At 72.7% G+C, this 20833-nt stretch carries 20 protein-coding genes; 10 read left to right on the forward strand and 10 right to left on the reverse strand.

The window, feature by feature from the left end:
* The first annotated feature begins 148 nt into the window (after nt 1-148).
* Both NOCJ54_RS0117920 and NOCJ54_RS0117925 read left to right on the forward strand, forming a co-directional pair.
* Nucleotides 149-790, forward strand: coding sequence for a response regulator (locus tag NOCJ54_RS0117920; protein ID WP_028656587.1), 642 nt, complete (start codon nt 149-151; stop codon nt 788-790).
* A gap of 44 nt (nt 791-834) precedes the next feature.
* Complete coding sequence (locus tag NOCJ54_RS0117925; RefSeq protein ID WP_028656588.1) at nt 835-2043, forward strand: winged helix-turn-helix domain-containing protein; 1209 nt, start codon at nt 835-837, stop codon at nt 2041-2043.
* A 24-nt stretch (nt 2044-2067) separates the two neighbouring features.
* Here NOCJ54_RS0117925 and NOCJ54_RS0117930 read toward each other — a convergent pair whose 3' ends face one another.
* From NOCJ54_RS0117930 to NOCJ54_RS0117970, 9 genes are read right to left on the reverse strand one after another with little or no spacing between them, the layout of a single operon-like run.
* On the reverse strand, nt 2068-3939 hold the full coding sequence (locus NOCJ54_RS0117930; protein ID WP_028656589.1) for an AMP-dependent synthetase/ligase: 1872 nt from the start codon (nt 3937-3939) through the stop codon (nt 2068-2070).
* 46 nt (nt 3940-3985) lie between these two features.
* On the reverse strand, nt 3986-5116 hold the full coding sequence (locus tag NOCJ54_RS28500; protein ID WP_028656590.1) for an MlaD family protein: 1131 nt from the start codon (nt 5114-5116) through the stop codon (nt 3986-3988).
* Nucleotides 5113-6108 (reverse strand): MCE family protein, encoded by a 996-nt coding sequence (locus tag NOCJ54_RS0117940; RefSeq protein WP_028656591.1) that lies wholly within the window; start codon nt 6106-6108, stop codon nt 5113-5115. Before NOCJ54_RS0117940 ends, NOCJ54_RS28500 begins: the two co-directional genes overlap by 4 nt.
* Nucleotides 6105-7235, reverse strand: a complete 1131-nt coding sequence (locus NOCJ54_RS28505; protein WP_051486026.1) for an MCE family protein — start codon at nt 7233-7235, stop codon at nt 6105-6107. The genes NOCJ54_RS0117940 and NOCJ54_RS28505 overlap by 4 nt, the downstream gene beginning before the upstream one ends.
* Nucleotides 7232-8221 (reverse strand): MCE family protein, encoded by a 990-nt coding sequence (locus NOCJ54_RS0117950; protein WP_028656592.1) that lies wholly within the window; start codon nt 8219-8221, stop codon nt 7232-7234. The genes NOCJ54_RS28505 and NOCJ54_RS0117950 overlap by 4 nt, the downstream gene beginning before the upstream one ends.
* Nucleotides 8218-9276, reverse strand: a complete 1059-nt coding sequence (locus NOCJ54_RS26755; RefSeq protein ID WP_051486027.1) for an MCE family protein — start codon at nt 9274-9276, stop codon at nt 8218-8220. Before NOCJ54_RS26755 ends, NOCJ54_RS0117950 begins: the two co-directional genes overlap by 4 nt.
* Nucleotides 9273-10379, reverse strand: a complete 1107-nt coding sequence (locus NOCJ54_RS0117960; RefSeq protein WP_028656593.1) for an MCE family protein — start codon at nt 10377-10379, stop codon at nt 9273-9275. The genes NOCJ54_RS26755 and NOCJ54_RS0117960 overlap by 4 nt, the downstream gene beginning before the upstream one ends.
* Before the next feature lie 9 nt (nt 10380-10388).
* Nucleotides 10389-11228, reverse strand: a complete 840-nt coding sequence (locus tag NOCJ54_RS0117965) for an MlaE family ABC transporter permease (protein ID WP_084255406.1) — start codon at nt 11226-11228, stop codon at nt 10389-10391.
* Nucleotides 11225-12034: an MlaE family ABC transporter permease gene (locus NOCJ54_RS0117970; RefSeq protein WP_028656595.1), complete on the reverse strand. Its 810-nt coding sequence runs from the start codon at nt 12032-12034 to the stop codon at nt 11225-11227. The genes NOCJ54_RS0117965 and NOCJ54_RS0117970 overlap by 4 nt, the downstream gene beginning before the upstream one ends.
* 200 nt (nt 12035-12234) lie before the next feature.
* On the opposite strand from NOCJ54_RS0117970, the gene NOCJ54_RS29550 reads away from it, so the two are divergent.
* From NOCJ54_RS29550 to NOCJ54_RS0118010, 8 genes are all read left to right on the forward strand, one after another.
* Nucleotides 12235-12996: a MerR family transcriptional regulator gene (locus NOCJ54_RS29550; protein WP_028656596.1), complete on the forward strand. Its 762-nt coding sequence runs from the start codon at nt 12235-12237 to the stop codon at nt 12994-12996.
* Between the two features lie 27 nt (nt 12997-13023).
* On the forward strand, nt 13024-13434 hold the full coding sequence (gene ndk, locus NOCJ54_RS0117980; RefSeq protein ID WP_028656597.1) for a nucleoside-diphosphate kinase: 411 nt from the start codon (nt 13024-13026) through the stop codon (nt 13432-13434).
* A 180-nt stretch (nt 13435-13614) separates the two neighbouring features.
* The gene (locus NOCJ54_RS0117985; protein WP_028656598.1) at nt 13615-14646 is read left to right on the forward strand and encodes a rod shape-determining protein; all 1032 of its coding nucleotides are present in this window, start codon (nt 13615-13617) and stop codon (nt 14644-14646) included.
* Between the two features lie 3 nt (nt 14647-14649).
* Complete coding sequence (gene mreC / locus NOCJ54_RS26760; RefSeq protein ID WP_084255408.1) at nt 14650-15588, forward strand: rod shape-determining protein MreC; 939 nt, start codon at nt 14650-14652, stop codon at nt 15586-15588.
* Nucleotides 15585-16175 (forward strand): rod shape-determining protein MreD, encoded by a 591-nt coding sequence (mreD, locus tag NOCJ54_RS26765; protein ID WP_051486028.1) that lies wholly within the window; start codon nt 15585-15587, stop codon nt 16173-16175. Before mreC ends, mreD begins: the two co-directional genes overlap by 4 nt.
* Complete coding sequence (mrdA, locus tag NOCJ54_RS0118000; RefSeq protein WP_028656599.1) at nt 16172-18289, forward strand: penicillin-binding protein 2; 2118 nt, start codon at nt 16172-16174, stop codon at nt 18287-18289. The genes mreD and mrdA overlap by 4 nt, the downstream gene beginning before the upstream one ends.
* 4 nt (nt 18290-18293) lie before the next feature.
* Nucleotides 18294-19526 (forward strand): rod shape-determining protein RodA, encoded by a 1233-nt coding sequence (gene rodA / locus NOCJ54_RS26770; protein WP_051486029.1) that lies wholly within the window; start codon nt 18294-18296, stop codon nt 19524-19526.
* Complete coding sequence (locus NOCJ54_RS0118010) at nt 19523-20008, forward strand: diadenosine tetraphosphate hydrolase (protein ID WP_028656600.1); 486 nt, start codon at nt 19523-19525, stop codon at nt 20006-20008. The genes rodA and NOCJ54_RS0118010 overlap by 4 nt, the downstream gene beginning before the upstream one ends.
* Here NOCJ54_RS0118010 and NOCJ54_RS0118015 read toward each other — a convergent pair.
* Nucleotides 20005-20565, reverse strand: a complete 561-nt coding sequence (locus NOCJ54_RS0118015) for a GrpB family protein (protein ID WP_028656601.1) — start codon at nt 20563-20565, stop codon at nt 20005-20007. The two genes, NOCJ54_RS0118010 and NOCJ54_RS0118015, sit on opposite strands and share 4 nt — an antisense overlap.
* Between the last annotated feature and the right edge of the window lie 268 nt (nt 20566-20833).

A 20833-nucleotide genomic window follows, 5' to 3' on the forward strand; every position in this document is an offset into this window, starting at 1 on the left:
GGGCGGCTGAGCAGTCCGGGGCGTGCGGCGTGCCGGAACCGGTGCGCCGCGCGCTTCCGTCGGGGGCTCGTGCCATGATGCCTCCGTGGCGAGTGGGAATTCGCCGGCAGCGACAGGACCGGGACACCCTGTGAGCGAGCCGGTACGTGTGGTCGTTGTCGACGACCAGGAGCTGTTCAGGCGCGGCCTGACCATGCTCCTGGGCATCGAGCCCGGGATCGAGGTGGTCGGGGAGGCCAGCAACGGCGTCGACGGTGTCGCGCTCGTGGTCAGCTCCGCACCCGACGTGGTGCTCCTCGACGTGCGGATGCCGAAGCAGTCCGGCATCGAGGCGTGCGTGGCCATCAAGGAGGCCGTGCCGACCACCAAGATCATCATGCTCACGATGTCCGACGACGAGGCGGACCTCTACGAGGCGGTCAAGAGCGGCGCGTCCGGCTACCTGCTCAAGGACTCCTCCATCGAGGAGGTCGCCCAGGGCATCCGCGTCGTCGCCGACGGCCAGTCCCTGATCAGCCCCTCGATGGCGGCCAAGCTGATCGACGAGTTCAAGACGATGTCGAAGCCCGAGCGCACCGCCGGCCCGGCCCTCAAGCTCACCGAGCGTGAGCTCGAGGTGCTCCGCCTGGTCGCCAAGGGCCTGTCCAACCGCGACGTCGCCGGCGAGCTCGCCATCAGCGAGAACACCGTGAAGAACCACGTCCGCAACATCCTCGAGAAGCTGCAGCTGCACTCGCGCATGGAGGCCGTCATGTACGCCGTCCGCGCGAAGCTAGTCGAGCTGGATTGAGGGAGCGCCCGCGGCTTGTCGGTGGACATCCCTAGCCTGAGGGCGTGAGCACGACGCAGGTCCTCTCGCGGGCGCAGGCGCGGCGGGTCGCGCTGGCGGCGCAGGGCTTCCTCGACCCCGCCCACGCGGTGCCGACGCTGCGCACCTTCGACCGCACCCTGGCCCGCACGGGGGTGCTGCAGGTCGACAGCGTCAACGTGCTGCAGCGCGCCCACTTCATGCCGCTCTACTCGCGGATGGGGCCCTACGACGTCGACCTGCTGCGGCGGGCGGCGTCGGGCCGGCAGCGCCGGGTGGTGGAGTACTGGGCGCACGTGCAGGCCTTCATGCCGGTCGAGCTCTGGCCGGTGATGCGGCACCGGATGGAGGACTACCGCGCCCGCCGCGGGAAGTGGTTCACCCTCGACGAGGACGACGAGCTGGAGCGGGCGCTCCTGGCGGAGATCGCCGACCGCGGCGCCAGCACCGCCCGCGAGCTCGACGACGGCCTGCCCCGCAGCAAGGACCAGTGGGGGTGGAACTGGTCGCGCACCCGCCGGGTGCTCGACTACCTGTTCACCACCGGCGACCTGGCCATCACCGACCGCACCAGCCAGTTCGAGATCCGCTACGACCTGCCCGAGCGGGTGCTGCCCCGGCAGTACGTCGAGGCGCCGGCCGTGCCCGCGGCCGAGGCGCACGTCGAGCTGGTCCGGCGGGCGGCCCGCTCGCACGGGGTGGCGAGCGCGCAGTGCCTCGCCGACTACTACCGGCTGCGACCGGCGGACGCCCGGGCCGCGGTCGAGGCGCTGGTCGACGCCGGCGAGCTCGAGCCCGTCCGCGTCGAGGGGTGGCACCGCCAGGCCTACCTCCACCGCGACGCGCGCCTGCCGCGGCGGGTGCGGGCGAGGGCGCTGCTGAGCCCCTTCGACCCGGTGGTCTGGGAGCGGGCGCGGGCGGAGGCGCTCTTCGACTTCTCCTACCGCATCGAGATCTACGTGCCGGCCGCACGGCGGGTGCACGGCTACTACGTGCTGCCGTTCCTGCTCGGCGACCGGATCGTCGGCCGGGTCGACCTCAAGGCCGACCGGGCCACCTCGCGGTTGCTGGTGCAGTCGGCGTGGGCCGAGCAGCACGCCCCGTCCGAGACCGCCGCTGAGCTGGCGGTGGAGCTGGGCCGCCTGGCCGGCTGGCTGGGCCTGGCGGACGTGGTGGTGGCGCCGCGGGGAGACCTCGCCCCCGGCCTGGCGGACGAGGTCTCCCGGGTGGCGTGAGCGGTCAGCCCACGCGGGCACGGCTCACGCGTAGAGCCGCTCGAGCACGTCGGCGTACTTCGCGTGCACGACGCGCCGCTTGAGCTTCAGGGTCGGCGTCAGCTCCTCCGACTCCGCGGTCCACTCGACCGGCAGCAGCTCCCAGGCCTTGACCTGCTCGGGCCGCGACAGCCGCTCGTTGGCCGCGTCGACGGCCTGCTGGGCCATGGCGAGGATCGCCGGGTGCTGGGCGAGCTCGGCCAGCGACGTGCCGGCCGGGATGCCGAGCTGCTGCGCGACGACCGGGGCGATCTCGGCGTCGAGGGTGAGCACCGCGACGACGTACGGCTTGCCCTCGCCGAAGACCAGGGCGTGGCCGACGACCGGGCTCTCCTTGAGGTAGTTCTCGATGTTGGAGGGCGCGATGTTCTTGCCGGAGGAGGTGATGATCATCTCCTTCTTCCGGTCGACCACCTTGAGGAAGCCGTCCTCGTCGATCTCGCCGATGTCGCCGGTGTGCACCCAGCCGTCGGCGTCGATGAGCTGCGCGGTCGCGTCCTCCTGCTTGTAGTAGCCCTTCGAGGCGACCGGGCCGCGGGCGAGGATCTCGCCGTCCTCGGCGAGGGTGACCTCGATGCCGGGCAGCGCCTTGCCGACGGTGCCGAGACGGAACTGGTCGGGTCCGCACGCGGTGACGGCCGCACAGGTCTCGGTCATGCCGTAGACGTCGTAGATGCGCATGCCCAGGCCCGCGAAGAACTTCGCGACCTCCAGCGGCATCGGGGCCGCGGCCGACGCCGCCCACTCGCAGCGGTCCAGGCCGAGCAGCGCGCGCAGGAAGGACAGCAGCCCGGCGTCGGCCGCCTGGTAGCGGGCCTCGAGCTCGGGGGTGACCGTGCCGCCCTGCTGGAGCGCCTCGACGTACTCCAGCCCGATGGCGAGCGCGCCCTCGACCTGCGCCTTCTTCTCCGGGTCGGTCTCTGCGGCGAGCTTGGCCGAGACGCCGGTCTTGATCTTCTCCCACACCCGCGGGACGCCGAAGAAGCGCGTCGGGTGCACCTCGCCCAGGGCGCCCAGCAGCAGCGCCGGGTCGGAGATCAGGTGCACGTGCGCGCCGTACGACTGCGGGATGTACATGCCCAGCGTGCGCTCGGCGATGTGCGCGAACGGCAGGTAGGAGATGAAGTCGTTGTGCTGGGTCGGGGCGGCGACCTCGAGCGAGCAGGCGCACTCGTAGAGCACGGCGTGGTGGGTGAGCACGACGCCCTTCGGGTTCCCCGTCGTGCCCGAGGTGTAGAGGATCGTCAGCGGGTCGTCCGGCGAGATCTGGTCGATCCGCTGCTGCAGGGCGTCCGCGTTCGCGGCGCGCCACGCGGCGCCCTCGGCGACGAAGTCGTCCCAGGTCGTGAACCGGTCGTCACCGGCCGGCGCCTCGGCGTCGATGACGACGACGCGGCGCATTGAGGAGCTCTCGGCGAGCGCCTTCTCCCACCGTGCGACGTGGTCGGCGGACTCGAGGACGGCCACCGCCGGCTCGGCGTGCCCGGCGACGTAGGAGACCTGCTCGGGGGAGAGGGTGTTGTAGACCGACATCGACACGGCCCCGGCGTGCACGGCGCCGAGGTCGGCGATGACGTGCTCGATCCGGTTGCTGGCCATCAGCGCCACCCGGTCGCCCGGCGCGACGCCGGCAGCGGCCAGCGCACCGGCCACGTCGAGGGCACGCTCGCCCAGCTCGTTCCAGCTGACGGTGCGCCAGCCGGGTGCGTAGCCGCCGGACAGGTCGATGCCGACCTTGTCCGAGTACGCCGGGGCGTCGCCCTCCGCGGCGACGGTCCGGGCGAAGGCGACCGGCAGGGTGAGGCCGGCGATCCGCTCCTCGATGGCGGCGCGCTGGGCCAGGGTGTCGGTGCTCATCGTGTCTTCCTCTCGGGATGGGGGTGGTGCGGTGAGGTCGTGGGCGTCACTGCCGGGGGACGGTGGCCGAGCCACGCCCCTGGGTGCCGTCCGGCGGGTCGGTGCAACGGACGTGGGTCTGCGGCTTCCGCTTCGTGACGTCCTGGATGTCGCGCTGGACCGAGCGGTCGTAGACGCAGTTCTTCAGCACGCGGGGCACGAGCAGGACGCGTCCGCTGCCGCCGCGGGTGCTGCCGGCCATCACGTCGGCCTGGAGCGGCACCCAGTCCAGCCAGTGCTGGAGCCCGCGCAGGTGCCGGGCAGCCATCTCGGTGAGCGGCACGCCGGAGCGCAGGAGGCGGCGCACGTCGGGCGACGCGTCGCGCCACCAGCGCTCGAGGCGGGGGAGCAGGTCCAGCGAGGTGACGACGGTACGACGCACGTCGGGTGCCGCCTCGGCCAGCGACGCGGCGATCAGCTCGAGGTTCGCGGCCATCGCGCGGATCCGCGGCCCGAGGTCGGCGACGGTGCGCAGCGGCCGCTCGGCGCGCCGGGCGAGGCGGGTCAGGTCCGGCTCCAGGCGGCGCAGCATCGCGAACGCGGTCTCCATCTCCACCGCGAGCGCGCGCAGGTCGACGTCCTCCGCGCCGTTGCCGAAGATCGCCTCGGTCTCGGCGGCGATGGTGCGGATGTCGGCCACGTCGAGGTGGGACATCAGGCCCTGGGCGTGGGCCAGCACGTCCGGGACGCTGACCGGCACGGCGACCGAGGAGACCGGGACCGTGGCGCCGTCGGCGAGCCAGGGCCCGCCGGCGCTGCGCGGGCGGACGTCGAGGTACTGCTCGCCCACCGCGGACAGGTTGCGCACCTCCACCGCGCTGTCGACGGGGATCTCGACGTGCGACTCGATCTCCAGCTCGGCGACGGCGCCGACGCCCTCGTCGGCGCTGAGCCGCACGTCGGTGACCTCGCCGATCCGCTGGCCGCGGTAGGTGACGACCGACCCCTCGTGCAGCCCGGCGGCCTGCGGCAGCTGCACGGAGAGGTGGTAGGGGTTGCGGAACAGCGAGCCGCCGACGACGGTGTCGGCGACGTAGAGGACGCCGGCGACGAGGATCACCAGGATCAGCACCTGCGCGGTGTGCACGCGGCGACGCCATCGCCGGGCGGTGCTCGCGAGCTCGTCGGAGGGGTTCACCGGTGCGCACCCCCCGTCGCGGCGAGCGCCTCGAGGTCGAGGAGGACGGTGAGGTCGAAGTTCACGAAGTCGCCGGGGGACGCGACGTCACTGCCCCCGGCGAAGGCGATCAGCCCGCGCATCACGCCGTCGATGTCGCGTCGTCCGGCCAGCAGGGTCCGCAGGACCGGTTCCATGTCGCGCAGCTGCGCCAGCAGGTCGCTGCGGACGGCGTTCGTCAGCGGGGTGGCGACCACGTCGAACTGGTTGAGGGACTCCATGGCCGCGACCAGGTCGGCACGCTGGCGGTCGAAGGAGGTGACGAGGTCGGTGAGGTCGGTGAGGGAGCGGGTCACCTCGGGCAGGTCGCCGGCCAGCCGCGTGGTGAGCCGGTCCAGCGCCCTGGTCAGCCGGTCGATGCGGGGGAGCTCGCCGTCGAGGTCGGTGACCGCGGTGTCGAGCCGCGACAGCAGCCGCCGCACGTCACCGGCGTTGCCGGTCAGGGCGGTGTTGAGCTCGGTGATGATCGTGGAGATGTCGGAGAAGCTGCCGCCGGTGACGACGGTCGACAGTGCGGAGAGCAGGTCGGTGACGTCGGGCGCCGACCCGGTGGCGGCCGCGGGCAGCGTGGCGCCCGCGGCGAGCACGTCGCCGCCGGTGCCGGGGAAGAGCTGGACGAAGGCGGTGCCCATCGGCGAGGTGAGTCGGATCTCCGCCCGGGAGGTGTCGCGGAGCTCGACCGACGTGGACAGCGCGAGCTCGACCTCGGCGACGTACTCGCCCGCCTCGACGGCGGTGACCTGGCCGACGGTGGCCCCGTCGAGCTTGACCGGGGCGTCCACCGGCAGGTTGAGGGCGTCCTCGAACTCGACGGTGAGCTCGTAGGTCGGGCCGTCGACCAGCGACGGCAGCGGCACGTCCTCCAGCTCGAGGCCGCAACCGGCCGCGCCGGCACCGACCCCGATCAGGACCGTCGCGGCGACGAGGGCGCGCCGCACGCCGTACCGACTCACGGGATGCCTCCCGGCAGGCCGTCGTAGATGCCGTCGAGGAGCGGGTCGAGCAGGCCGCGGCCGTCGGTGGTGAAGAGCAGGCCGCACATGTCGGTGCCGAGCTCGCCGGCCATGGCCGCGAAGACGTTGCAGGTGTGGCTGCGGAAGGCGGCCGAGAAGGGGCCGGCGCTGAACGCGAACTGCACCCGCAGCCGGCCGAGGTCCCAGTCGTAGGCGCGGGCGAAGTTCTCCGCCATCGTGGGCATCACGTCGAAGGCCTCGGCGAGGGAGTCCTGGTGCTCGCGCACGGTCCCGACGACGTCGGCGAGCCCGGCGAGGTCGTCGCCGAGCACCTCGGCGTTCTCCGTCAGGATGGTGTTGGTGAGGCGGGTCAGCTCGTCGAGGGCGTCGAGCGTGGCGACCAGCTCCTCGCGCTGGTCGGCCAGCACCGCGGTGGTGTCGGCCGTCGCCGTGGTGAAGTCGCGGATCCTCTTGTCGCGGCGGCCGAGCGTGGTGACGAGCTCGACGAGGTTCTCCGACACCGCGGTCAGGTCGGCCTCCTTGGCGTTGACGACCTCGAGGGCGTCGCGGCTCTCGGCGAGGGCGCGGCGCAGGTGCGCGCCGTTGCCCTCGAGCGCCGCGGCCGTCGTGGAGAGCATCTCGCCGAGACCGGCTCCGCCCTTGCCGTCGAGCCCGGCGTCGAGCGCCAGCACGAGGTCGTCGATCGCCTTCGCGACCTCGTCGACCGTCGCGGGGGACCGGGTGTGGGCGGCGTCGATGTGGGCGCCCGACGCGAGTGTCGGGCCGCCGTCCCAGGCGGGGCCGATCTCGATGAACCGGTCGGTGACCAGCGAGCCCTGCAGGATCTCCGCCCCGGCGTCCTCCGGCACGCGGGTGCGCGGGTCGAGGTGCATGACGACGCGCATCGTGGTGCCGCGAGGCTCGACCTCGACGATCTCACCGACCTCGACCCCGAGGTAGGTGACGTCGTTCCCGACGTACACGCCGGTGGTGTCGGCGAAGTCGGCGGTGACCCGCAGTGCCTCCGGGTCGTCGCCGCCGAGCCAGCCGACCAGCCGCGCGCCGGACACGGCGAGGGCCAGGACGAGCGCGCCAGCGAGGACGCCGAGGACGGTGCGCCGGCTCATCGGCAGTCCTCGGGGGTGATCGAGCAGACCAGGTCGTCGGGGATGACGGCCCACGGCGCGTTGACGCCGAGCCACGGCCCGTCGCCGGTGGCGTTGGTGAAGACCCGCATGGTCGGGCCGGCCAGCCGCATCGTGCGGTCGAGCTGGGCGTCGTGCTTCTTCAGCACCCGCAGCACCGTGCGCAGGTCGCGCAGCGCCGGCTCGAGCTGCGGCGACGTCGTCCGGACGAGCGTCGACAGCCCGGTCACGAAGCGGTGCGCGTCGCGGAGCAGGGCCCGCAGCACCTCCTTGCGCTGCTGGACCATCAGCATGACGGCGGCGCCGTTGGTCATCACCCGGTCGAGCTCGTCGGTCTGCTCCAGCACCAGGGAGGTGACCTTGCGGGTGGAGGCGAGCAGGTCGTCGACCTGCTGCTCGCGCTCGGTGACGATCGCGGACACCCCGGCGATGCCGTCGACGGCGTCGCGCAGCGCGGTCGGGGTCACCGCCAGGTCCGTGGCGAGCACGTCGACCGCCTCCTGGACCCGGTCGAGGTCGAGCGCCTGCACCTGCGGCGTCGACTCCAGCCAGAACCGCTCGATCGTGTAGCTGTCGACCGCGTGCTCGAGCCCGATCGTCGCGCCGTCGGCGAGGGTGTCGCCAGAACCCGGCGTCAGCGACAGGAAGCGCTCGCCGAGGATCGACAGCAGCTTCACCTCGACCGTGCTGTCCTCGGTGAGGCCGAGGTCGGCCGGGGCCTGGTTGAGCGAGAACTCCACGTCGACCTGGTCGCGCACGGCCTCGACACCGGTCACCTTGCCGACCTTCAGCCCGGCCACCCGGACGTCGTCGCCGGACTCGATGCCGGCCGCGTGCCGCAGGCGCACGTGGTACGACGCCTCGCCGGCCAGCGTGCGCACGCCGACCACGACCAGGCCGGCCACGAGGGCCAGTGCGACGACGCGGAGCGGCCAGCCGAGGCCGCGCCAGGTGAGCAGGGCGGTCATCGGCGGCACCTCCGCGAGAAGCGGTCGCCGGTGACCCCGAGGTCGACCTTCGTCGGGACCCCGTCGAGCTGGGCCGACAGCGTGCACACGTAGGTGTTGAGGTAGCTGCCGTAGCCGAGGGTGCGCAGGTAGACCTCGAGCTGCTGGGGGACCGCGGACCCGGTGCGGGCGAGCAGGTCGCCGCGGCTGGCGAGGTAGTCGAACCACGGCACGGACGAGGCCACCACGTCGGTCAGCGGGGAGCGGGCGTCCTCGACGAGGTCGGCGGTGGTGGCGGAGAGCCGCGCGATGCCGTCGAGGCTGGTGGCGATCCGGCTGCGATCCTTCGCGAGCCCCGCCGTGAGCGAGTCCAGGCCGCGAACCAGGCCGGTGATCTCGGCACGGTGGGCGTCGGTGGTCTCCAGCACCAGGGTGACGTTGTCGACCACCCGGGCGAGCGTCTCCTCGCGGTCGGTGAGGCCGGTGGTCAGCTCGGCGGTCTGCTCCAGCAGGTGCTGGATGGTCGGGCCCTGGCCCTGCAGCACCCGGACGATGTTGGCGGCGAGCAGGTTGACGTCGCCGGGCTGCAGCAGGTCGAAGACCGGCTTGAACGCGTTGAACATCGCGGTCAGGTCGAGGGCCGGGCGGGTGCGCTCGAGGGGGATGTGCGCGTCGCCGTCGAGCCGCCGCGCCTTCGCGCCGGTGCCGGGGCGGGCGAGGGCGACGTAGCGCTGGCCCATGAGGTTGAGGTAGTCGATCGTCGCCGTGACGTCCTCGTGCAGCACCTGGTCGGCCGAGACGCTCATCGTGACGACGGCCAGGCCCTTGTCGTCCCCGGTGCCGACGCGGGTGTCGGTGACCCGGCCGACCCGGACCCCGGCGACCCGCACGTCGTCCCCGGCGCGCAGGCCGGTGGCGTCGCGGAAGACCGCGGTCAGAGTGATCGAGTCGCCGCGCTGCGAGCGGGAGAGGGTGCCGGCGACCATCGAGGTCAGCACCAGCGCGAAGGCCGCGAACAGGGCGACGCCGATGGCCGCGCCCTTGTGGCGCCGGAGCTCGCTGAGCTGGCGACTCATCGCGCACCACCCCCGCAGGAGCCGCGGAGGCCGCGGTAGGTCGGGCAGTCGTCGGGGTTCGTGGCGTCGTACGGGTCCATCAGCTGGGGCGCGAGGACGCCCTCCATCTGGACCCGGCCGTCCTTCGCGGCGTTCGCGCCGTTGCGCAGCAGCGCCGGCAGCTTGTCCAGCAGCGAGGCGAAGGCGGGGTAGCGGTCCGCGAAGACCTCGAGGTTGGCGGCGGTCGCGTTCAGCAGCCGCGCGGTCTCGTCGCCGTTCTCACGCAGGAAGGCGGTGACGCCCTCCTCGCCGCTGAGCAGCCGGGAGATGCCGCGCAGGAGCGTGCGCGTCCCCTTCTCCTGCGAGACCAGGGTCCGTGCGAGCGGGCGCGAGTCCCGCAGGGCGGAGACCAGCTGTGGCTCGACGTCGGCGAGCAGGTCGCTGTCGCGGGTGAGCAGGTCGAGGTCGCGGCGCAGCTGCGGCTGCAGGTCCGTCCAGCGCCCGAGGAAGGCCTCCCCGTCGCGGACGAGGGTGGCGAGCCGGGCGCCGCGGCCGTCGAGGGAGTCGGCGAGCTGGGAGAGCGCGACGTCCCACTGCGCCGGGTCCACCGCGGCGAGGAGCCGCTGCGTCGCGGAGAAGGTGTCCATCAGCCGCAGGGTGGCCCGCGACGTGTCGGCAGGTACGACGGCGCCGTCGGCCAGGCTCGCGGCGCCGTTGCCGCGGGCAGCCACCAGGTCGACGTACTCGTTGCCGAAGAGGGTGCCGGGCAGCACCCGGGCCCGCACGCCGCCGGGGATCAGCGCGGCGTGGTCCGGGTCGACGAGCACCTCCGCCGTCGGTCCGTCCCACCCGGTCTCGCCGGCCTGGGCGACCGGCTCGACCCGGACGACGCGACCCACGCGCAGGCCCTGGTACTTCACGTCGGAGTTGATGCCGAGGGTGTCGCCGACGGTCGTCAGCTGCACCGTGAGGCGGACGTCGCCGCTGAGGGTGCCGAGGGTCTGCAGCGCCAGCACGCCGGCGAGCAGGCCGAGCGCGGCGACGCCGGCGAGCCCGGCCAGGGCCAGCCGCAGGCGCAGCCCGCGCCGGTCGGCCCCGTGGTGGGGGAAGAGGATCTCGCTCATCCGACCCGCCTACCCCGAGATCTGGACCTGCTGGTCCGCGCCCCACAGCAGCAGCGTCAGCAGGATGTCGACGACGGTCAGGGAGATGATGCTGGCGCGGATCGCGCGACCGGTCGCGCGGCCGACGCCCTCGGGGCCGCCGCTGGCGGTGAAGCCGTGGTAGCAGTGGATGAGCGTCACCACGGTCGTCAGCACCACCACCTTGATCGCCGAGTAGAAGACGTCGATCGGCGCCACGAACGTGCGGAAGTAGTGGTCGTAGGTGCCCGCGGACTGGCCGTAGAAGGTGGTCACCATGAAGTCGGTCGCGACGTAGGTGCCCACCAGGCCGATCAGGTAGAGCGGCAGCACGATGATCCATGCCGCCACCAGCCGGGTGCTGACCAGGTAGGGGATCGGCCGGATCGCCATCGACTCCAGCGCGTCGATCTCCTCGCTGATCCGCATCGCGCCGATGCGGGAGGTGAACCCGCAGCCGATCCGCGCCGCGAAGCCCAGCGCCGCGACCATCGGCGCCAGCTCACGGGTGTTGGCGTAGCCGGAGATGAAGCCGGTGAGCGGGGCGAGGCCGATCACGTCGAGGCCCTGGTAGCCCTCGAGGCCGACCTCGGTGCCGGTGAGGGTGGAGAGCAGCAGCACGACACCGACCACGCCGCCGCCGACGAGGAAGATGCCCGAGCCGAGGGTGACCTCGGCCAGGACCCGGGCGACCTCGCCGCGGTAGCGGGTGACGGCCACCGGCAGCGCCGCGATCGCCCGCCACGCGAGCACGAGCTGGAGGCCGATGCCCTCCAGCGGCCCGACGGCCCGGTCGACGGCCCGGTCGACAGCCTGCTCGATGGCGGTCACCCGATCGGCCCTCCCGCGAAGGTGCTGTGCACCTGGGAGATCACGAAGTTGGCGGCGAAGAGCAGCACGAAGTTGGTGACCACCGCGCTGGTGACGGCCTCGCCGACGCCGGTCGGGCCGCGGCTCGCGCCGAGGCCCTTGTACGACGCCACGACGGCGCAGATCACCGCGAAGATCGCCGCCTTGGCCAGCGACAGGTAGAGGTCCGAGACCTGGGCGAGTGTGGTGACCGAGGCCAGGTAGCTGCCCGGCGGCAGGTCCTGGACCACGACGCTGATCGACAGCGTGGTGAGGATCGTGAAGAACATGACGACGCCGTTGAGCAGCACGGCCACCACGACGATCGCGAACATCCGCGGCACGACGAGCCGCTCCATCACCGACAGGCCCATGACCTCCATGGCGTCGATCTCCTCGCGGATGCGCCGCGAGCCGAGGTCGGCGCAGATCGCGGAGCCGGCCACGCCGGAGAGCATCAGCGCCGTGATCAGGGGAGAGGCCTGGCGCACGACGGCCAGGGTGTTGCCGGCGCCGGTGAACGCGACGGCGCCGACCTCCTGGGCGAGCACGCCGACCTGCAGGGCGAGGATGATGCCGAAGGGCACGGACACGGCCAGCGCGGGCAGCGTGCAGACCCGGATGGCGTACCAGGTCTGCACCACGGTCTCGGCGAGCGGGAAGCGGCGCGCGGTGAGGGAGGTGAGCACCGCGCCGAAGACCCGGCGGGTGAACCGGACCATCGCGACGACCTCGGCGAGCGGCCTGCCGAGCGCCGGGAGGACGTGCGGTTCGCTCGTCGCCGACATGGTGCTCCTGGTGCTCGCTCGGGTCAGGTCCGTGGGGAGGCCGAGAATGACAGTGGAACTGTCACACCCGTACTGTTCCCCGCAGTGTGACCTACGTCAACCCCGATCGTTGAACATCCCAGGACGGGCTCAGTTCACGCCTGAGCAGGGCAGTCCTGCCCTCGTTGCGCGGATTGGATGACAGTCGTACTGTGACAGTCATGAGCGCTGCCGTCGACGCCAACCCGACCCCGGAGCCCGGCGACGACAGCGGTCTGCGCACCATCGACGAGCTCGCGGCCGCAGCCGGGCTGACCGTGCGGACCACCCGCTACTACGCGAGCCTGGGCCTGCTCCCGCCGCCGGCGCGGCGCGGCCGGATGGCGTGGTACGACGACACCCACCTCGCCCGCCTGGAGATGATCCGCGCGCTCCAGGGGCACGGCTTCACCCTGCAGGCGATCGAGAAGTACCTCGCCTCGCTGCCCGCCGACGCCGGCGTCGAGGACCTCGCGGTCCAGCGCGCGATGCTCACCTCGTGGACCGTGGGGGAGCCCCAGGAGCTCACCCGGCGCCAGCTCGACCAGCACGCCGGCCGCAGGCTCAGCGACGAGGAAGTCTCCCTCATCGAGGACTTCGGGTTGCTGCGGCGCTCGACCGACGAGCGCGGCGCCGAGCGGTTCACCCCGGTCCACGGCTTCGACGTCGCCGTGGAGCTGCTCCAGGTCGACATCCCGGTCGCCGGGATGCGGGCCGCGGGGGAGGCGATCGAGCGCCACATGTCCGCCCTCGCCGAGGACCTCACCCGGGTCCTGCACGACGAGGTCGTCGAGCCGTGGCGCCGCGACAGCCGCTCCCGCGAGGACGCCGCACAGCTGGAGGACACCATCGGCACCCTGCGCCGGCTGACCCTCGAGGCGATCGTGCGCGGCTTCCAGCGCTCGGCCAACAAGCTGATCACCCGGTCCCTCGATCGTCGCTGAGCGCGGTGGAGCGATAGGGTCACGCACGTGACCCAACGCACCTTCGTCCTCCTCAAGCCCGACGCGGTCCGCCGCGGACTGGTCGGCACCCTGCTGGCCCGCTTCGAGGCCAAGGGCCTGGAGATCGTGGCCATGGAGCTGCGCCACATCGACGGCGAGCAGGCGGACGCCCACTACGCCGAGCACGTCGAGCGCGACTTCTACCCGCCGCTGCGCGACTTCGTCACCAGCGGCCCTCTGGTCGCCCTCGTGCTGCAGGGCGACGAGGCGATCGAGGTGGTCCGCACGCTCAACGGCGCGACGGACGGCCGCAAGGCCGCCCCCGGCACGATCCGCGGCGACCTCTCCCTCTCGAACCGGGAGAACCTCGTGCACGGCTCCGACTCCCCGGAGTCCGCCGAGCGCGAGATCGCGCTCTGGTTCCCCGGCCTGGCCTGACCCGCACCTGACACCCGCACGCCACGCCGTACGGCGTGGCTCCCCGGCAACCCCGGCCGCCTTACCTACCCTCGCAACCGGAGGCGGTCGGTCCGTGCGCCCGGCCGTCGCCCCTTCCCCGAAACGCGCACGAGGACCTGGTCGACGTCGACCCGGTCCGGCGACGTCTTGCGAGGAAGCGTGAGGGCGAATTCCATCATCGGCCGGGACATGGCCGTGGACCTCGGCACCGCCAACACGCTCGTCTACGTCCGCCGTCGCGGCGTGCTCCTGGACGAGCCGAGCGTCGTGGCGCTCAACGACACCACCGGCGAGGTCATCGCCGTGGGCCACCAGGCCAAGCAGATGCTGGGCCGCACCCCCGACAACATCACCGCCCTGCGCCCGTTGCGCGACGGGGTGATCGCCGACTTCGAGGCGACCGAGCAGATGCTGCGGCACTTCATCGCCCGCGTGCACCGGCGCCGCTACTTCGCCAAGCCGCGGATGGTCATCTGCGTGCCGAGCTCGATCACGCCCGTCGAGCAGCGCGCCGTGAAGGAGGCCGGCTACCAGGCCGGCGCCCGTCGCGTGTACGTCGTGGAGGAGCCGATGGCCGCCGCGATCGGTGCCGGGCTCCCGGTCCACGAGGCAACCGGCAACATGATCGTCGACGTCGGCGGCGGCACCACCGAGGTCGCCGTGATCTCCCTGGGCGGCATCGTCACCTCGCTGTCCATCCGCACGGCCGGCGACGACCTCGACGCCGCGATCATCGCGTGGATGAAGAAGGAGCACGGCGTGATGCTCGGCGAGCGCACCGCCGAGGAGGTCAAGGTGACCCTGGGCTCCGCCTTCCCGCGGCCCGGCGAGCCGGAGGGCGAGGTCCGCGGCCGCGACATGGTCACCGGCCTGCCGCGCACCGTCACCGTGACCAGCGCCGACATCCGCCACGCGCTCGAGGAGCCGCTGCACGCCATCGTCGACGCCGTCCGGGTCACCCTCGACCAGACGCCGCCCGAGCTGGCCGGCGACATCATGGACCGCGGCATCGTGCTGACCGGCGGGGGAGCGCTGCTGCGCGGCCTCGACGAGCGGATCCGGCACGAGACCGGCATGCCCGTGCACGTCGCCGAGGACCCGCTGGTCTCCGTCGCCATGGGCGCCGGCCGCTGCGTCGAGGAGTTCGAGGCCCTCCAGCAGGTGCTCGTCACCAACCCCCGGCGGTTCTGACCGATGGCCCTCGACACCCGTCCGGTCCGTCCCGCCTCCTCCGGCGCCCCGCAGCGCCCGGACGACGACCGTGGTCGTCCGTCCCGCTCGCTGGTCGTGGCGCTGCTGCTCGCCTGCGCCACGCTGATGGTCGTCGACAAGGCCGGCGGCGAGGGTTCGCCGGTCGCGGCGGTCCGCGACGTGGTGGGCGAGGTCGTCGGCCCGGTCCAGGCGGGGGTGGCGACCGTCGTACGCCCGGTGGCGGGGATCCCCGGCGCCTTCCGCACCAACGACCAGCTCCGGGAGCGGGTCGCCGACCTCGAGGCCGACCTCGCCGAGCGCGACCAGCGCCTCGCGAAGGCCGGCTACGACGAGCAGCGGCTCCAGCAGCTCGCCGGGCTCCGCGCGCTCGCCGGGGACATCGGCTACGCCCTGGTCCCGGCCCGGGTGATCGCGATCGGACCCGCGCAGAACTTCACGAGCACCGTCACGATCGACGCCGGCACCGACGCGGGCCTGCGCCCGGACATGACCGTCGTCGCGGCGGAGGGCCTCGTCGGCCGGGTCACCTCGGTCACCAGCCGCACCGCGACCGTGCTGCTCATCATCGACGACACCTCGCGGGTCGGCGGCCGGGTCGGGGAGAACATGGAGCTCGGCTTCGTCAGCGGCCACGGCACGCTCGGCACCGAGGACCGCCTCGAGATGGAGCTCGTCGACGGCACCGTGGTGCCGAAGGTCGACCAGCAGGTCCTCACCTGGGGCAGCAAGGGCGGCGCCCCCTACGTCGCCGGCGTGCCGATCGGCCGGATCGCCAAGGTCTTCGAGTCGGTGCGCGAGACGTCGTACCGCGCGGTGATCGAGCCGGCGGTGGACTTCACCAGCCTCGACCTGGTCGGCGTCGTCGTGCCGTCCGGCACCGGGGACCGCGTCATCGAGGCCGACGGGAGCGTGCGCCGATGAGGACCAGCCCCGCCGGACGCCTCACCGCCGTCGTCCTCGCGGTCCTGGCTGCGCTGCTGGTCCAGGTCACCGTGCTCCCGCACTTCGCGTGGGAGGTCGGCGGCCTCGGGGTCGTGCCCGACGTCGTGCTGCTCGTCGTGGTCGCCACCGCGCTGGCCACCGACACCCGCTACGGCACCCTCACCGGCTTCTTCGCCGGCCTCCTGCTCGACCTCGCGCCGCCGGCCGACCACGTCGCCGGCCGCTGGACGCTGGCGCTCATGGTCGTCGGCTACGTCGTCGGCCGGCTCGCCCACGACAACACCTCCGACGTCGGCCGGCTCGAGCTCGAGGGCTCCCGCCGACCGCCGCTCGGCCTCGTGCTCGCGGCCGCTGCCGGCGCCTCCTTCGTCGGCACGTCCGTCTTCGCGCTGAGCGGGCTCTTCCTCGGCGACTCCGGCGCCTCCGTCGGCGAGCTGCTGCAGGTCGCGCTGGTGGCGCTGGTGCTCGACACGGTCGCGGCGCTGCTGGTGGTCCCGGCGACGTACTGGCTGCTGCGCCGGCTCGGCCAGGAGCGCCCCGTCGCGGCGAGGTGGGCGCAGACGTGACGGCCGCCTCGCACCGCAGCCAGCTGCGCCTGATCGTCATCCAGACGCTCGTCTTCTCGCTGCTCGCGACGCTCGGGGTGCGGCTCTACTACCTGCAGGTCGTCTCCGGCGAGGAGTACCAGGGCCAGGCCGCGTCCCAGTCCGTGCGCGAGATCGTCGTGCAGCCCCAGCGCGGGCTGATCGTCGACGCGATGGGCCGACCGCTCGTCACCAACCGGCTCACCTGGGTGGTCTCGCTCGACCGCACCCTCATCGGCCGGATGTCCGAGGAGGACCGCGCGGAGCTGCTCAGCCGCACCGCGCGCGCGATCGGCGTCAAGGTGCCGAGGATCCGCGCCCGGCTGCTGCTCTGCGGCGACGAGGGCGCCGTCGCGGGCACCTGCTGGAACGGCTCGCCCTACCAGCCGGTCCCGGTGGCGCAGGACGTGCCCGAGACCGCCGCGCTGCGCATCCTCGAGCAGCCGGAGGACTTCCCCGGGGTGGTCGTCGACCGGCAGAGCGTGCGGGAGTACCCCTCGCCGTACGGCATCAACGCCGCGCACCTGCTCGGCTACCTCAGCCCGATCACCAAGGAGGAGCTGGAGGCCGCGGAGGCCGAGGGCGACAGCTCCGTCAACGGCGCCTCGGTCGTCGGCCGCGCCGGCGTCGAGAAGGAGTACGACGAGTTCCTGCGCGGCCAGCCCGGCTACCAGCAGGTCGCGGTCGACTCCCGCGGGCGGGTCCGCCAGGACGTCTCCGACCTCGCCGCCCAGCCGGGCGACACGCTGGTCACCTCCATCGACGCCAACGTGCAGTCGGTCGTGGAGGAGCAGCTGTGGAAGATGATCCAGACCCAGCGCGGGCTGCGCGACCCGGTCACCAAGCGCAACTTCGAGGCCGACTCCGGCGCCGCCGTGGTGATGGAGGCGCGCACCGGCCGCATCGTCGCGATGGCCAGCCAGCCGACGTACGACCCGTCGGTGTGGGTTGGCGGCATCAGCGACAAGCAGCTCAAGCGGCTCTACTCCGAGGCCGCCGGCACCCCGCTGCTCTCGCGGGCCTTCCAGGGCCAGTTCGCGCCCGGCTCGACGTGGAAGCCGTTCATGTCCGCGGGAGCGCTCACCAACGGCTACTCCACCGACACCGTGCTCGGCTGCCCGTCGGCCGTGCAGATCGGCAACCGCGCCTTCCACAACCACGAGTCCGGCGCCTACGGCTCGATCGGCTTCGCCCGCGCGCTCGAGGTCTCCTGCAACACCTTCTTCTACCAGGTGGGCATGCACTTCTGGAGCACGCTCGGCTCCGACCCCGACGACGTCGACGCCCGCGACCCGCTGGTCAAGCAGGCCCAGAAGTTCGGCTTCGGCAGCCGCACCGGCGTCGACCTGCCCGGCGAGGCGTCGGGCCGGGTCGCGGACCGGAAGTGGAAGAAGGCCTACTACGAGTCGATGAAGGACTACTACTGCGGCATCGCCGACAAGCCGCAGGACGAGAAGACGTCCGACTTCGTCTACAAGTTCGCCCGCGAGTTCTGCATCGAGGGCTGGAAGTACAAGATCACCGACTCGGCGAACTTCGCGATCGGCCAGGGCGACACCATCGTCACGCCGCTGCAGCTGGCCCGTGCCTACGCCGCGCTCGCCAACGGCGGCGTGCTGTGGCACCCGCGCGTCGGCAAGGCGGTCGTCTCGCCCGACGGCGAGGTGATCCGGCAGATCAAGCCGAAGAAGGAGCGCAAGCTCAAGATCCCCAAGCGGGTGCTGCGCTACCTCGACGACGCGCTCAAGGGCGTCGCGTCGCACGGCACCATGGCGTGGAAGCTCGGCGGCTTCCCGCTCGACGACGTGACCATCCGCGCGAAGACCGGCTCCGCCGAGGTCTACGGCAAGCAGTCGACCGGCTGGGTGGCGTCGTACACCGAGGACTACGTGGTGGTCATGATGATCACCCAGGCCGGCACCGGCTCGGGCTCGACCGGTGAGGGCATCCGCGCCATCTGGGAGGCCCTCTACGGCGTCGACGGCGAGACGGTCGACCGCGACAAGGCGGCGATCCCGGGCGTCCTCCAGCCCGCCGCGCTGCCGACCTTCGCCGACGACGGCTCGATCCTGCCGCCCGCACGGAAGGACCGGTGACCCCGTGAGCAACCGCATCCAGGCCGGCCGCTCAGCCGCCCGCCCCACCCGGACCACCGCCTCGCGCCGGGTCAGCTTCGTGCGCTGGGGCGACATCGACCAGCTGCTGCTCGTCGCCGTCGTCCTGCTCTCGCTCGTCGGCTGCCTGCTGATCTGGTCGGCGACCATCGAGCGCGACGACCTGACCGGCGGCGACGACCGGGCCTTCCTGCTCAAGCAGCTGGTCAACATCGTGATCGGGTTGGTGCTGATGGCGATGGTGGTGGTCACCGACCACCGGTGGGTGCGCATCCTCGCGCCGGTCGCCTACCTGGGCGCCGTCGTCGGGCTGGTGCTGGTGCTCGTCATGGGCTCCACGATCAACGGCTCCCGCTCCTGGCTGATGATCGGCGGGATGTCCCTGCAGCCCTCGGAGCTCGCCAAGCTCGCGGTCGTCGTCGGCATGGCGCTCGTCGTCGCCGAGCGCAGCGAGGGCCGCTGGCGCGACCGGGTCGGCACGACGGACGTGCTGCTCATGCTCGTCGTGGCCGGCGTCCCCGCCACCTTGATCCTCGCCCAGCCCGACCTCGGCACGATGCTCGTGCTGACCGCGACGGTGTTCGGCGTCATCGCCGCCTCCGGCGCCCACCGCGGTTGGCTCGCCGCGCTGGCCGGCGGGGGAGTCGCGGTCGCGGTGCTGGCGGTGACGAGCGGCTTCCTGAAGGAGTATCAGGTCGACCGCTTCCTGGCCTTCACCGACCCCGACCTCGACCCGCGCGGGGCCGGCTACAACGTGGAGCAGGCCCGGATCGCCGTCGGCAACGGCGGCCTCTTCGGCCAGGGGCTCTTCGACGGCTCGCAGACCCAGTCGGGCTTCGTGCCCGAGCAGCACACCGACTTCGTGTTCACCGTCGCCGGCGAGGAGCTCGGCCTGGTCGGAGCGGCCTTCATCGTCGCGCTGCTCGGCGTCGTCCTCTGGCGCGCGTTGCTCATCGCGACCCGCACCGACGACGTGTTCGGCCGGATCGCCGCCGCCGGCATCGCCTGCTGGTTCGGCTTCCAGGCGTTCCAGAACATAGGGATGTGCCTGGGCATCATGCCCGTCACCGGTGTCCCGCTGCCGTTCGTGTCGTACGGCGGCTCCTCGATGTTCGCCGGCATGCTGGCCGTCGGCCTGCTGCAGAACATCCACCTGCGCACGCTCACCGCCCCGGCCTCGCGGCTCGCCCCGCAGAAGCGGGTGCTGGTCCGCTCGTGACCGACGACTTCCGCCTCGACCGGGTCGGCTCCGCCCTTGCCGGCGCCAACCCGACCGTCCTGCGCCGCCTCGACGCCGGCTTCGCCGTCATCGGCGACGTCCAGCACCTGCCCGGCTACTGCGTTCTCATCGCCGACGACCCGGACGCCGACCAGCTGACCGACCTGCCCGTCGACTGCCAGCTCGCCTTCCTCGCCGACATGGCCCTGCTCGGCCGTGCCGTCTCCGCCGTCTGCTCGCGCCGCGACCCTGCGTTCCGGCGGATCAACCTGGAGATCCAGGGCAACACCGACGCCTTCCTGCACGCCCACGTCACGCCCCGCTACGACTGGGAGCCCGACGACCTCGTCCGCTGGCCCGCCGCCCTCCACCACCGGGAGAAGCGTGTCGACCTCGAGCGCCACGCCCTCGGCGCGCAGCACGACGAGCTGCGTGCCGAGCTCGCCGCGGAGATCGACCGCCAGCGCGCCGCTGCCCCCTAGCTCCCGGGCTTCCTGTTGACCGCGAGGATCGCGTCCCGCTCCGGCGCGGTGAGCCCGGAGGCCGCGAGCACGCGCTGCAGCACCTCGCTCTTGCCCTCGATGTAGTCGCCCATGTCCGCGAGCTCCTGCCCGGCCAGCCGCAGCTTCACTGCCGCGTACGCCTCCCGCAGCTCCGGGTCGTCCCGCAGCGTGTCCCGCACCGCCAGGTGGTTGCGCAGCGACAGCGCCCCCTCCACGCAGACGTAGACGTTGCGGGTGATCGCCGCCAGCTCGTCCTCGGTCGACGCCCGGAACGCGTGCCGCCCCTCCACCCCGAGGTCCCCGAGGTGTTCGTACCCCGCGACCGCCATGGCTTCAATCGCGGCGTCGAGGTGCCCGGCTGCCACCACCACGTCCACGTCGATGACCGGCTTCGCCGCCAGCCCCGGCACCGACGTGCTCCCCACGTGCTCGATGCCGAGGTGCGGGACGTCCGCCAGGGCCTCGACCAGCGCCGCCCGCACCACCTCGAACCTCTCCGGCCACGTCGGGTCGTAGGGCACCACCGTCACGCGCATGCCGCCATTGTCGCTGGGAAGTAGGCACCAAGTACGGCGTCGAGCGGTTGATGGGACTTCGTGGCTGTTCCCGGCGGCCGCGCACCGTAGCCGACCGGCCCCCGGCGTCAAGGACGTCGCTTCGCTCCGCCGCTGCGCGGTCGCTTCGCGATCCTTGACCCCGGGGCCCTGCCGGTCGGCTGGTCGGCGCGGTTGTCGGCACGGACTGCGTCCGCGCCGCCCTGTGTTGTCTGGCGCGAGCGCGTCGCCTGTCGAGGGCTGCGCGCAG

Source organism: Nocardioides sp. J54, from assembly GCF_000519005.1.
Lineage (GTDB): Bacteria > Actinomycetota > Actinomycetes > Propionibacteriales > Nocardioidaceae > Nocardioides.